The 13191-nt window shown below is 62.8% G+C and carries 13 protein-coding genes; 10 read left to right on the forward strand and 3 right to left on the reverse strand.

The genetic code is table 11. From position 1 onward, the window contains the following. Positions 1-18: 18 nt before the first annotated feature. The 3 genes from RKE25_RS22430 to RKE25_RS22440 all read right to left on the reverse strand — a co-directional run bounded on the left by RKE25_RS22430 (position 19) and on the right by RKE25_RS22440 (position 2590). Positions 19-234, reverse strand: coding sequence for a hypothetical protein (locus RKE25_RS22430; RefSeq protein WP_311842623.1), 216 nt, complete (start codon positions 232-234; stop codon positions 19-21). A 99-nt stretch (positions 235-333) separates the two neighbouring features. Then, positions 334-1296, reverse strand: coding sequence for a hypothetical protein (locus RKE25_RS22435; RefSeq protein WP_311842624.1), 963 nt, complete (start codon positions 1294-1296; stop codon positions 334-336). A gap of 49 nt (positions 1297-1345) precedes the next feature. Continuing rightward, positions 1346-2590: a HAMP domain-containing sensor histidine kinase gene (locus RKE25_RS22440; RefSeq protein ID WP_311842625.1), complete on the reverse strand. Its 1245-nt coding sequence runs from the start codon at positions 2588-2590 to the stop codon at positions 1346-1348. Positions 2591-2797: 207 nt separating this feature from the next. On the opposite strand from RKE25_RS22440, the gene RKE25_RS22445 reads away from it, so the two are divergent. From RKE25_RS22445 to ssb, 10 genes are all read left to right on the forward strand, one after another. After that, entirely contained in the window at positions 2798-5935 is a 3138-nt protein-coding gene (locus RKE25_RS22445) for a DEAD/DEAH box helicase (protein WP_311842626.1), read from the forward strand. Beyond that, complete coding sequence (locus RKE25_RS22450; protein ID WP_311842627.1) at positions 5925-6167, forward strand: hypothetical protein; 243 nt, start codon at positions 5925-5927, stop codon at positions 6165-6167. The genes RKE25_RS22445 and RKE25_RS22450 overlap by 11 nt, the downstream gene beginning before the upstream one ends. A 62-nt stretch (positions 6168-6229) precedes the next feature. After that, a complete protein-coding gene (locus tag RKE25_RS22455; protein ID WP_311842628.1) occupies positions 6230-7324 on the forward strand; it encodes a WGR domain-containing protein in 1095 nt (364 codons plus the stop codon). 77 nt (positions 7325-7401) lie between these two features. Next, the gene (locus RKE25_RS22460; RefSeq protein WP_311842629.1) at positions 7402-8004 is read left to right on the forward strand and encodes a hypothetical protein; all 603 of its coding nucleotides are present in this window, start codon (positions 7402-7404) and stop codon (positions 8002-8004) included. Then, the gene (locus RKE25_RS22465) at positions 8004-8417 is read left to right on the forward strand and encodes a PRTRC system protein C (RefSeq protein WP_311842630.1); all 414 of its coding nucleotides are present in this window, start codon (positions 8004-8006) and stop codon (positions 8415-8417) included. The genes RKE25_RS22460 and RKE25_RS22465 overlap by 1 nt, the downstream gene beginning before the upstream one ends. A gap of 3 nt (positions 8418-8420) precedes the next feature. Further along, complete coding sequence (locus RKE25_RS22470) at positions 8421-9749, forward strand: hypothetical protein (protein WP_311842631.1); 1329 nt, start codon at positions 8421-8423, stop codon at positions 9747-9749. Then, entirely contained in the window at positions 9718-10491 is a 774-nt protein-coding gene (locus RKE25_RS22475) for a PRTRC system protein B (RefSeq protein WP_311842632.1), read from the forward strand. The genes RKE25_RS22470 and RKE25_RS22475 overlap by 32 nt, the downstream gene beginning before the upstream one ends. 10 nt (positions 10492-10501) lie before the next feature. Beyond that, the gene (locus tag RKE25_RS22480; protein ID WP_311842633.1) at positions 10502-11116 is read left to right on the forward strand and encodes a DUF2016 domain-containing protein; all 615 of its coding nucleotides are present in this window, start codon (positions 10502-10504) and stop codon (positions 11114-11116) included. Then, positions 11116-11919, forward strand: coding sequence for a PRTRC system ThiF family protein (locus RKE25_RS22485; protein WP_311842634.1), 804 nt, complete (start codon positions 11116-11118; stop codon positions 11917-11919). Before RKE25_RS22480 ends, RKE25_RS22485 begins: the two co-directional genes overlap by 1 nt. Before the next feature lie 543 nt (positions 11920-12462). Beyond that, positions 12463-13143 carry a single-stranded DNA-binding protein gene (gene ssb / locus RKE25_RS22490; protein WP_311842635.1) on the forward strand — a complete coding sequence of 227 codons (681 nt, stop codon included), beginning with the start codon at positions 12463-12465 and terminating at the stop codon, positions 13141-13143. The last annotated feature ends 48 nt before the right edge of the window (positions 13144-13191 follow it).

A 13191-nucleotide genomic window follows, 5' to 3' on the forward strand; every position in this document is an offset into this window, starting at 1 on the left:
CCGTCGACGTGGAGCTGCTTAGCGGGTGGCTGCTGCACCAACCCGGCGGAGCATCGTCGCAACCTCCTCGATGCCGAACGCCTCGTCCGCGACGGGAGCGCGCACCTGAGCAACCGATGCCACCGGAGCGCGCGCTGCCACGCGCTCGCGCCACAAAGCCTGAAGCGGGGTAACAAGCGGATCGCGGTCCTTCTGACCCACAGTGGCTGACAGGTCCGAGGGTTCATTGCGCATGCCAGGCTCCGATTCCGGTTGCAGGTGGATGCTTTCCGAAGGAAGCACCGATGTCCGAAGGGTACCCCGCGCGCGAGCGGGGCCCAAATGGCGTGGAGATCAGCGGAACGCCGGATCGCCCGCGTTTCCACGCTCGCGTTCGTCGAGCCAGCGCTCGTACGGCATCACCTCGTCCAGCTTGAAGCGGGAAAGATCCTGCAGGCGACCGATGTGATAGGTGCCTTCACTCGTGCGCAGGGTTTCCACAGGAATCATGTCGTAGTTGACCCGATCACCGTCGTAGCTCTTCGCGCCCTCATGCAGCACCGGCACCGCCTCTTCACTGCCCATCTGCGCGAGGTCGTCATCGGACATAGAATGCTTTTCGCCGGCGTCGATCATGTTCAGCAGCTGCGTGTCGGATACAACGACGACGAATTCGGCCTCGCCGTGTCCGTCGAGGAACAGGAGCCCCGTGGGTTCCGGCACTAGGTACATCTCGACCGCCTCTGTGTTGAGAGAGGCAACGATGGTCTCCATCGCTTCGCGGTCCCACAACACTCGGTAGTCCTCGCGAGACAGCGCGTGGCCAACGGTCGAAAAGGCGCGGGCGAAGTAACGCCACTGCAGCTCAGCGATCGTCTTCATCAGCACGTCGGGAGCGTTGGAGTCAGACTTTTCTATGTACCGGTCGATCAAACCGTCGTTGAAGGCCTTGATGACGGTGGCTTTGTCCGCCTGCCCCGTGAGAAGCACACGGCCAATGTTGGCGGTGGCGCAGGTCTGGAGGAAGTTGAGGCCCGTCATTTCCGGCATGGCGTAGTCGGCGACAAGCACAGACGGCATGGCGAAACGGCTTGGGTCGTACATGATCCGCTTGATCATGCTCACGTTGACCACGAGCTCGTTTTCTACGCCGTTATCGTCTTTGCGGTGGTGCACCAACTCGGCGAGAGCAGCCGGGCCGCCTCGCGCGCTGTCTATGGCATCCAGTGCGTCGCCAGCGGACGCGAATCCCTCCACAAGTACATCCGGTTCAAGGTGCGGTCGCATGACGCGCAGGTACGTCTCATGATCGTCCACGTGGATCACGCGCGTGGGGAAGAAGAACGGCGGTACGGGGCTAGGTAGGTTACGGAGCACCGGTGTCGGCCTTGTTTGAGGTTGGGAAAGTGATGTCAAAGCGGGTGAAGATGCCGTTCTTGGAGGAGCACTTGATCTGCCCACCCATCTGAGCGACGGCCTCCTGGCAATAGGCGAGGCCAATGCCCAAGGCTGTCTCCGGACGCTCCTTGCCTGATACGAATCGGTGGAAGATTCGCGGCAGGAGTTCCGGTGAGATTCCCTGTCCGGTGTCGAATATGGTGATGCGGCCCACACCGGCTTTTGGCCGGTCGACCTGAATGTGCACGAGCGCTTCTGCCTTGCGGGCGGTGTAGTGCAGCGCGTTCTTCACGAGGTTGAAGATCACGTTCGTGAGCGCCGGAGCCGATCCTGTGAAGACGAAGGTCTCCTTGACCGCGACACGCACGCGATCGCGCTCAGTAGCGGATCCGTACGGATACCGGTTGAGTGCCGAGGACACGGTCGCGCCGGCATCGACTTCTGTGTCGGTCCCACGCTCAGCGAATTGCGCAGCGGCGAGGAGCGTCTCGATGGTGACCATGGCGTGCTCCGCCTCGGTCGAGACCGTGTCGGCCATGTCACGGATGACGCTGTACGTGCTCTGCCGCATTTTCGGCTTGATCAGGCCGGCGTTGACTGCCGCCTCATATCCGCCCAGCAGCTCGGGAAGGTGTTTGGCTAGGCCGGTACCGGCCAACCGAATTGATGCGAGCGGGGTCCGCATTTCGTGGGCGATGGTCGCGCTCGTGGCGCGCAGGCTGTCGCCTCGGGACTGCTCAGCAATAGATCGGCTCAAGTTACACACAATGGCGGTGATGATGGCGAAGGCCCAAACAAGGGAGAGCGGTCCGAGCGGATGCATGGGCACGTCGGGGTGCCCGCCGAGGTACCAGCACAAGCCCGCGAGAAGCCAGCCGATGAGGAGCGCGTAGATGCTCACGCGCACTTCGAAGAGGAGAAAGACGAGAAATGTTGCCGTGAGCTGTGTCATCAGCCACACGGTGGTCATGCCGTTCATGAGCATCATGTAGGTCGTGAACAGCGGCAGGCTGACCACGATGCAGGGCAGCCAGTAGAGAGGCAGCAGGTCGCGCATGCGGGGCGGCAGGTAGCCGGCCAGAAGCAGCGGGACGCTCAGGGCGGCGACGACTAGGCGCCATCCGAGATTCTCGTAGGGCTGCGGATAGACATAACCCCAGATGAGGTAGAAGGTCGGGAAGGAGGCGACAGCCACCGCGCCGAGAAGCGGCATTCTCCGCTCGGCGAATCGCGCGCTGTGACGCAGGGTCGCATTAAGGCGCACCAAAGTGCCCCGAACACGGCCCATAAATCCTTCCAACACCAGCAGCTCCCTCAGCGACCATCGGCGATTCGGGCGGGTTGAAACCCGCCGCGGGGCCCATTGTCGCCAAAACCGGCCCAACTTTGCCCGCCGGCCCTCGGTCTCATGCTCCCCGATATGACCGAGACCGCCCCCCGCCTCAATGACTGGTATGCCCCGCTGCGTGCCGTCCGCAGCCTCGGGTCCACGGCCCGCCGCCCGGGCTCCCTGGCTGGCCTGCACCTGGCCCGACAGGAACACCTGTCCCAATTCTTCACGCCCGATGACGTCGCGGCCCTCATGTGGCGCATCGTCCGGCCGGCTATGGCTGACGCCTTGAAGCGGTCGCCGGGCAGCCGCGTCGCCGTGTTCGATAACTCGGTTGGCTCCGGACGTCTGCTCCAGTTCGCCAACCCTGAGGAGCACATCATTGGCGGCGCGGACATCCATGCGCCGAGCGTTGAGCAGCTGGTTGACCAGGCTGGGGCCGCAGGTTTCCAGATGGAACTGCGGGCGCTCGCCCTGGAGGAGCAGCGAGCCTCCGGCTGGGGGGTGGGGCTCATCAACCCGCCGTTTTCTGTGCATCTGGAGTCGCCTTTGCTGGTTGGTGGCGAGACGACGTGCGCCGGCCGTTTTGGCCCGCATACGTCCGCCGTTAGCCACGCCTACGCCTTAGAGCGAGCCCTTGACGCGTGTGATCTTGTCGTCGCCGTGCTCTCGACCTCGTTTGCCGCCACCTTGGAGGGGCATCCGGCGTTCGGTAAGAAGCTCAGAGCGCTTTATCGGCTGGGTCGTTCAGTTTTTAAGTCCGAAACCGCCGATGTAGACGTTTCCATCGCGGTTTTCGCGGTGGGTTCGGCTCGGCCGGTAGTGTTGGACCTGGATTCGCTGGACGCCGACCTGCCATCTGTTCCTGTCCGATGCTCCAATACTCACGAAGCCCGCCCGGAGCTGCGCTCCATCCGGGTAAATCCGTCGGAGCCGGTGATCACGCTGGACCCAACCGGCGACGACGCCGTGCGCCTGACGCACTGCGGCCGAAAGCTGCAGATGCATTTCCGCTGCGGTCTGGTGCAGGCCAAGGTAATGAATGGCCTGTTGCGCTCCATCCTGCCGCCGCGGCTGCCGGAGGAGGGGCGCTACCCGGTGGGGGTGAAGTATGCCGGGCAGGGTGTGTTTGACCTGGAACTGGTTCTTGCCCAGCCGGATCCTCTGGCTGCATGGGGCGAGATCCTTGATTCAATCCGTGCCGCTGGAGGCCGACCCATTCCCGACCCGGGCATCACCGGGTACCTGCGCCGCCGGCGCCGGCAGCACGACCGCGCCGCAACCCCGCTTGGCCGCGTGGCCCTGATCCATGGCCCCGGGGCGAGCGGCACTCTCACTGCGACCCCGAGGGAGGCGATTCAATGCAACCCGGCGCGCTGGGGTTCTGGGCTGTTCCTCCCTGGCCAGGAAGTCCCCTTCACGTATGAGGGCGGGGTTTACGCGGCCACGCACCCGACCACCGGTGAAGTGCTCTCGCTTGAGGAGAGCGCGCTCTTGCGCGGCTTCCAGATGCTCAGCGAGGTCCCCTCAAGTCCCCAGTGGACCGCGATCCACGACAGCCGCGAGGTCAAGTATCCGCAGCTGGCCAAGCAAATCCGCGTGCGCCTTGATCGCAGCGGCGGCGCGGCCGTCGCGAGCTGGACCTATCAGCAAAGCGACGTCGTCGAACTCCTCATGGCCCGCTCGGGCATCGTGGCGTTCCAGATGGGCCTGGGCAAGACGCGCGCTGCGATCGCGCTTTGCCTCGCCGGCGGCAACCACAATCTGATATGCGTTGAGGCGCACCTGATTGATGAGCTTCTGACGGAACTGCGCTCCGTTGGCGTGCCGGCCGAGGAGTACCAGGTCATCCGGTCGCCGGAGGACTGTAAACACCTCCGGCGTATCAACATCATCTCGTACTCGAGGCTCCGCAAGCCGGTGAATGAAGCGCACGCGCGCCGCACCTACGCGAGCCTGCTACGTCGTCGTATCGCGACCATGGTCTGCGACGAAGCGCACCTGCTGCGCAATCGCTTCTCCGCGCAGACGCGCGCCGTGTACATGGTCAGCCCGAAGCGTCGGTATGGCATGACCGGTACTCCCATCGCCAACATGCCGCGCGACCTCCTTCCCCAGATGCAGTGGGTGGGCGGCGACGGCACGGCGATCCAGCCGTTCGGCTTCTATCGTCCCTATCTTACCCCTGATCTTCTGCATTCGATGCACTCGGCGCGTCGCGGCACGGATGTGTTTCGCGATGAGCACGTGGTCACCGAGTGGGTAACAGCACAGTTCGAGGAAGACTTCACCGGCGGCAAGCGTGAGGTGCCGAAGCTGGCCAACCTCGCCGCACTGCGGGCGTGGACTGCACCTTTCATCAAGCGCCGCATTGCGCAGGAGCCGGAGGTGTCGCCGTACATCAAGACGCCGGCGTACGAGGTGGAGCACCACGAGGTGAACTGGGACGACAGCCACCTCGGCTACTGGCTGACGATCGCAGATGAGTTCGCGAACTGGTACCGGGATATGCGCGCGAAGGCGGGCGACAGCGGGAAGCAGATCAACCTGGTGGCGCTGCTCGCCCGCATTGGTGCCGTGCTTATGGCGGGGAATTATCCGCAGTACGGCATCAAGGGTTTCCCCACCTATAGCCAGATGACGAGTAAGCAGCGCTTCACGGTCGAGCGCGCGGTGATGTGCGCTCAGGACGGGCACAAGACGATGGTGTTCGTTGAGAACCCGGGGCTGGCGGAGTGCTTGGCCAGGTCGATCAACCAGCAGGGCGCACTGGCTCGCGCGTTCCACGGAAAAATGCCGATCACGGAGCGCAACGAGTTGCTGTCGAAGGGTTTCCGACGCGGCCCAGTAGAGGTGCTGGTGGCCACGTATGGCGTCGTCCAGACGGGCCTGAACATCCCGGAGGCCTCACGCGGCATCTTCGGTGCCCGTGCATGGACCACCAAGACCGAAATGCAGGCGCGTTATCGCATGTTGCGTCCGCAGCAGATGCAAACGTGCCAGTTCGAGACCCTGGAGCTACCGGGTAGCCTCGACACCTACCAAGCAATGATGCTCGATTTCAAACAGGACGCCTCGGGCGCGGCCGTCGACTACCTCACGCCAGAGTTGGACGATGCCGAGTTCCTTCACCTGGACACCGTCATTGAACGATTCGTCGAAGGCCTGGCAGCACGCAGCGGCCTCAAGTCCTACGACCTCAGGGAGAAGCTGAAAAATGCAGCATAAGAAGAACGCAGGTCGGATCGTGATCGGCGAGGACACCGCAACCATCTATCGCCAAGGCGTGTCCTCTCCGGACATCGCAAAGATTCTCGGTCGCGAGACGACAACGGAAGGGGAGATCATCTATCTCGACCGCCGGACGCACTTCGATGACGGCGCGGAGTTCGATGATGGGTGGGTCGCCTCGGGTGCTTTCGTCACGCAGTTGACGCGGGCCGTGCAGAATCTCGCTTAACTATGAGAATCGCATAGCTTCGTGACTATGAGGGCACCTCACAGCGACACGGTGCCTCTCCCATGCTTTCCGTCCGACTCGAAAATACCAAGAACGGCAGCTTCAAGTGCTACCTGATTTCGGTTTTGGCAACTGCCGGTGGCTATGAGGTCAAAACCGAATACGGACGTATCGGCGGCACGTTGAACCACGGATCGGCCGGGATGTTCGCGGTCGAAGCGGACGCCGTGCGCGAACTGGAGAAGGTTGCCAAGAGCAAGGTTCGCAAAGGCTACGTGGAGACCGAGCGTACCAATGGCGCTGGTGTAGCGACCGTCGTTCCGCAGCAGGCCGCTGCAATGCAGAACTTGGTATTTCAGATCGACCTTCAATTGCTGGCCACGTCTACAGTGGACCCGGATTCGTTGATCGCCGATCCGACCTATGTGATGCAGGAGAAGCACGACGGCGAGCGCTGCCCCATCGGCTTTTGGCCGGGCGAAGTCCACGCGATCAACAAGAGGGGCAACCCGCGCGCCGTCCCGGCGAAGGCCGTCGCGCTGTCGAGCGCCTACAAATTCACTGGCGAAACGGTGCTCGACTGCGAAGTGGTCGGCGAGACGATCTATGCGTTCGACCTCCTCAAGTTCCAGGGTGAGGATGTTCGTCATCGCAGCTTCCGCGCGCGCTACGCGATGCTCGAAGCGTTTGTCGCAGACGTTGGAGACTACCTGGTCCTGAGTCACGCAACGACCTTCACGGCATCCAAGCGCCGCATGTATGAGACGCTCCTAGCTGACGGTTCCGAGGGCGTTGTATTCAAGCGCGGATCGGCTCCCTACGTCGGTGGTCTCAGCAAGTCCGATGGCGACGCGTTGAAAGTGAAGTTTGTCGAGTCGGCGACCGTTCGCGTGTGCAGCAACCATCCGACAAAGCGCAGCGTGGGAATTGAAGTCCACGACGGAAACGATTGGATCGGGATCGGAAACGTAACGATCCAGCCGAATCGCTCGATTCCCGTCGTCGGCGCATTGGTAGAGGTGATCTATCTGTATCTCGCCCGAAAGGGCGGGTCGCTCTATCAGCCCGTCTATAAGGGCGAGCGCGATGACGTATCGGTGGCCGATTGCACGCTCGCGCAAATCAAGATCAAAGGCGAGACACGCCTCGCGGCCTGAACGCTCCGCACTTTCCTCTCCATCTTTTCGCCGCGCCTAAGCGCGGTGAAATCAAATCACTTCCAACGGAGCGAGCCATGTCCTTCCTCAACTCTCTCAAGCCGCTGCTCAAAGGGCAGTCCGAGGTCACGCTGACCCTCAAGCGCACCGACAAGGGGTACAGCCTCTTGGTCATCCCGAAGCTGGCCGACATGGAGCCGGAGACGAACGACGAGGAGCTGGCGCACCTGCAAGCGGTGCTCGCGCTGCCGTTCTTCATCACGGCATCCGAGGACGCTGATCTGGATGACCAGATGGCCTCGGCTATCGCGCTGTTTGACGCCGAGCGTCAGCCGGAACTGTCGGCCATCGAGCAGTACCGCGAAGCCAAGGCCGCTGCCAAGGCTGAAGCCGCGAGGGTCGCAGCAGAAGCCAAGAGCAAAACGAAGCCTGCGCAGAAGCCCGCCAAGACCACGACTAACACCCCGGCCAAGGCACCCGCTCCCGCGCCTGCCGCGCCCCCGGCACAAGACCTGTTCAGCGCCGCTGCCGGTGGCGCAGCCCCCGCACCGGCCCAGGCGAGCGACGCCGCCGCCGAAGCGCCGAGTAACGAGGAGTCCGGTGATACCGATGGGCAGGAATCGACGCCCGAGACGCCGGAAGAAGAAGCCGATCAGACCGAAGTGGAGGAAACCGAGTAATGAACGCCGCCATCGACCCGACCCTCTCGCAAGTCCAGCGCCTGCCGCGCCGCTTCCGCCTGCCGACCGGCACCACGCTTCCCGACGTTGACCCGACCATGACGCCCGAGCAGGTGCTCGCCGCGCTGGTTCCGAACTACCCGTATGTCGCCAACGCGACGCTGGGTGAGCCGACAGAGGAAGGCGGTGCGCTCGTGTATCCGATCCGCAAGCCGACCGTCCAGACCAAGGGCGCGCCGAGCACGCGCGAGAAGAAGCGCGTCGCGGACACCATTGCGCGCCTGAGCAACTGGGCAGGCGCGCCTCAGGAGGTGTCCCGCACTTCCGCATGGAAGGCTGTATTCGACCGCTGCCATCGCATTGCTGGCGAAGCTCCTTCGCCCGTGAAGTCTGCCTACCTGCCTTTGGTGTAAGTCATGCTCTTGTCGATTCCTCGCCTCGACGCAGGCGCATATGCCCAAACCCTGCGAGTGTCGTCGGAAGTCCTTAGTGGCGTCTCCGACAGTGCTCGTGCCACCGCTGCCCGAACGGTCATCAAGGCCCTGCGTGCAGGCGTGGTCGAACCGGGTGATGTGGACCGTGCGCTGCGTCAGCGAGGGAATCGAGTGTTCGCCCTGATGGCGAAGCATGCAAAGCTCCCGGACCTGCCGGCGCTACCGCGCAAGTCGCTGAAAGCGACCAAAGAGATCAGGGTGCTCTCGCAGCATGTCGTTGACGGGCTGGCCCACTGGCTGCGCGCCTTTCACGCATCGGGTGACCTGACCGCAGATGAGGTAACGGAAGCGGTCGAGTCCGGCGCGGACATGGACCTGGCGACCTGTGCAATGCGCGGTTGGACCCGCTTCTTCGACCGCACCTGTGATGAAGCAGCGATCCCCCATCCCAAGAACGTCTATAGCTGCTACGACGTGCTGCCAGCGCCGCTGCACCGCGTCTTTGCGTGTTTGAAGGACAGCTATTCCATCGACGGTGCATTCAGCAACAGCGATGGCGATGTGGGCGATGGGATTGTCGTCGTGATGAACGATACGCCCTTCGTAGGATTCCCGACCAACCCCGCGAGACACCCGGCTTTGTATGCCGAGGTGAATCGTTTGTGGGATGTCATCAGTGCAGGCGGGCACGGTCTGACGATGATGGAGAGCAAGTACGCAGCGAACTACGTTCTTGGGTCCATGGACGAGGGCTTGAGCGACCTGGAGCAGAACGTGACGTGGGAGGGAAACGAGCCTTCATACGACGCCGATGCGCTTGACTGCCTGACCGACTGCTGGGGCTGGGGCGGCCCCGACGATATCGATCCCGACAACCTCCGGGAGATTCTGAAGTTTCGACGCGCAGCAAGGAGGGCGACCGACGATGCAGATATCGGCAAATCCAAGCCACTACCGAAGCGTGGTCCAGCCGCTCGCCTGCTCAAGGGCCTGAACGCCGTAGCGACTGCCGTGCACGCGACGGAGCGCGCACGAGTCGACCGCGTGATCCGCGATCACTCCGATGGGATGGCGTTCTACGCGAGCGTCACGCCGACGCATAGCGCACTCGATGACCTGTACGAGCAGGCAATGCAGGGCCACGGCGAGGATGCCCATGCGGTGCATCTCGCGCCCAAGGACATGAAGAAACCGAGCGAACTTTTGGCCGTGGCAAAGGCAGCAATTATCAGTGCGTCAGCCGCCATTGCCGCCATCAGTTACCTCGTGGAGTTCGAACGTGCCCAAAGCCCTCGTATCAACCGCATCTGAAGATCAGTTCAAGAACTGCGCCGCCAAAGCGATCAGCACCAAGCTCGCACTTTTGTTCCACTGCCGCCCACATACCAACACCCTGGAACTGGTAACGTCGCACAACGTGACCGACACCAGCGGCGCCCCGATTATCGGGCCGGGGAGCCCGCTGACCCGCGCCGACGAGGCCGAAGTCATCAAGCTGTTGCTCTCGCGGTTGGAAGAAGTCACCGAAGCGACGGTCTTCCCGGACTACCTCCTTTACAAAGACCCGTACAACCTCGTGTGGTGGTGGCCGTCCACCAAGCGCGCGATGTTCGTCCGCGACTCGGAGGGAAACCCTAAAACCCTCAACGTCGTCTGGCCGAACCTTGTGTTCAAGGTGGTGGACCGCACCTTGTACGTTGCCTCGTTCGCCGGGGACGGCGCGACGCGGCCCACGGGCGAAACAGAGCTGCTTCAATCGGCCCTGCCCAACGTTTATGTTGATGGGCGCGTCTGCACCGGCGACGCGGTGTTGCCACTGGGCTGCACGCTGGCGGACATGGGCCAGTGGGAGTCGGTGATCTTCGACACCGCTTTCACCCATTCGAACAATCGTCACGCGCTGCGTGCTGACAAGCAGGGCATGACTGAGGACGTGCGCGCCTTCTGGGCATCGCTCGACGGTGTCGATCAGCCCTTCCCCGACGAGCGACCGTCGCCGCTCGGCGTATGCCTGAAAGACTGGTTGGTCGGCAAGCCTTCGGATCAGCACTGAGGGCCTGGACATGCTGACGGATAAGCGCGACGACGTGCTGTTCTCTCTGTGCCCCCCTGTCCCGGTTCCGCGCTTCGGCGCGCTCGACGACCTGGCTGTTGGAAGGAAGCGCTTCCTCCTTGCGTCCGATGGCGTCTATCTGGAGGTGCGCAGCGAGGCACTGCACGCGCGCCTTCGCATCGCCCCGGTGCAGTTGCCCTACGGACCCACGGACGAGTTCCTGCGTCCGGCGGGTGGTCCGTTGGAGGTGTCGTGGCTCGGACAGCTCGCGAACCTTGCCCTGTGCGATGGCACGCGCGAGGTCGCCGCTGGGATCGTTCGTGGGCCGGAGGGTTGGGCGCTGGTCGAACCGCCGGTTCTGTCCGCGAGCGGGAGCCATGTGACCTACGCGGACGTGTTCGAAGACAAGGCGCTTCTAATCGACATGCACAGCCACGGAGCCCACCCGGAGTACTTCTCAGCTATCGACGACGAGTCCGATATGAGTCGCGAGGGTCCGTACATTGCGGTCGTTCTTGGACGCTGCCAATCGCGTGAGACGCTGAAATCGTGCATGCGCTTCGTATGCCCGCCATATCTGATCCCCCTTTCGCCGGCGGACCTGACGCGCCTTGGAGTGCTGTGATGTCGAACGTGTTTCATGCTCCTACGTCCCTGATTGGCAGCGAACGTGCCCGCGTCACCATCGTTGGGTTGGGCGGGACGGGGAGCCACTTCGCAGAAGGGCTCGCTCGCCTTCAGCACACCCTCATGGCACTCGGTCATCCCGGCTTTGACGTGACGCTGATTGATGGCGACACAGTCGGCCGCGCCAACGTGGGGCGACAGCGCTTCTACGAGCCGGACGTGGGTGCGTCCAAGGTCATGTGCTTGGCTCAGCGCATCAATCTCGCCTATGGCTTCTCGTGGGAACCCGAGCACCGCTACTTCGCAGCCAACGAGTTGCGCACCAGCTATCGAGTGCCGCACCTCCTGGTGACCTGCACGGACAAGGCTGCGGTACGTGCCGCGATCGGTCAGATCGGTGTCAAGGCGGGTAAGGGGTTGCTGTGGCTTGACTTCGGCAATGGTCCGAAAAGCGGTCAGGTTCTGCTCGGCCATCTTGGCGAGTGTGACGCGGCAACGCGGCTCCCCAACGTGTTTGACCTCTATCCCGAGCTGGCCAGCATGCAGCGGGTGGACCGCGAGGAGCCTTCTTGCTCGATGGAGGAGGCCATTACGCGGCAGGAGTTCCCGATCAACCAGCAGGTTGCGATGCTGGGAATCGCGATGCTCTGGACGCTGATTCGGCATGGCCAGATCGACCACCACGGCTACCACGTCGAGACGCATCCGGCGGTTATCACCCGCCCGATGAAGATCGACCCGGAAGCGTGGGCGTTCTATGGCTACGAGCCGCCGAAGAAGAAAGCAGGAAAGAAGAAGTAGCGCCCGCTCGTCGGCGAGCTGCGTCGCCTCGCGACGGGAAACGCTGGCCGATGTTTGGGGCGTTTTGGGCATGTACGGCGAGGTGGCGTAGTGATACTGCCGTCGCCTCCGGACCAAGATGAGCAGAGGAGATGGGAAATGTCAGTAAGTGTCACGGTAATTCGCGCGGGTCTACCGCGGACTTGCACGACCCAGGCAGAACTGGCTTCGGCGCTGGGTATCGCTTGCTCGGTCGAGAATGGCCTTGGCGCGCCTCGCTCGTCGCTGGACGACGTGGACGTCGAAGCCATTGCGTCTGCAGCGGCATTCCGCGTCACGGAAGAGCCGTACGGAACGGATTACACACTGCGCCCCGACGTGCAGCGTCAACCCACTGCCAAGGCTGCGTAGTTTCGGTTCGTTATTTGCGTGTTCCCACGGGGCAGCACGATGTCCATCGAGTGGTGCGGCGCGTCGACCCAACCGGGCGAGAACGGTAAATGCCGGTATCACTAGCTTTTGGCATTTATCAGCAACTTTTGGAATTAAACAAAGGAGAAGCGCATGGCTCGTGGTGTGAATAAAGTCGTCCTAGTTGCGAACCTTGGTGCCGATCCCGAGACACGCTACACCGGGAATGGCACGGCGATCACCAGCATTCGCGTCGCAACCTCCGAGAGTTGGACCGATAAGGAGAGTGGCGAAAAGGTTGAGCGCACCGAGTGGCATCGGGTGAAGCTCTTCGGCCGGCTGGCCGAAATCGCTGGTGAGTACTTGAAGAAGGGCCGCCAGGTGTACATCGAGGGATCGCTGCGCACTGACAAGTACACCGACAAGGACGGCATCGAGCGCTTTAGCACCGACATCATCGCGAGCGAAATGCAGATGTTGGGTGGAGGTCAGGGCGACGGTGACGGTCAGCGCAGCAATGGCGGCGGCAATCGTCAGCACAGCAACAGCAACAACGGCGGGGGCAATCGTCAGGGCGGCGGCGGTGGAAACGGCGGTGGTCAGCGCCAGGGAAGCTACGGCAATGGCGGTGGCGGAAACGGTGGTGGCCAGCAGCGTGCTGGCGATAACTATGGCAACAACGGAGGTGGCCAGCAGCGCGGCGGCAATAGCAGCGGCAATGGTGGCAACTACGGTGGAAACACCAACTACGGTAGCCCGGGCGGTGGCGGCGGCGGGAACAGTTTCGATGACATCCCGTTTGCTTGCGCGTCTTTCCGCTCGCTCGTGCTGTGATCCAATACTTGAGTGCGAGCGTCATGGCTCGCACCTTTCCTTAGCGTG

The sequence above is a fragment of the Dyella sp. BiH032 genome, from assembly GCF_031954525.1.
Classification (GTDB): Bacteria; Pseudomonadota; Gammaproteobacteria; order Xanthomonadales; family Rhodanobacteraceae; genus Dyella_D.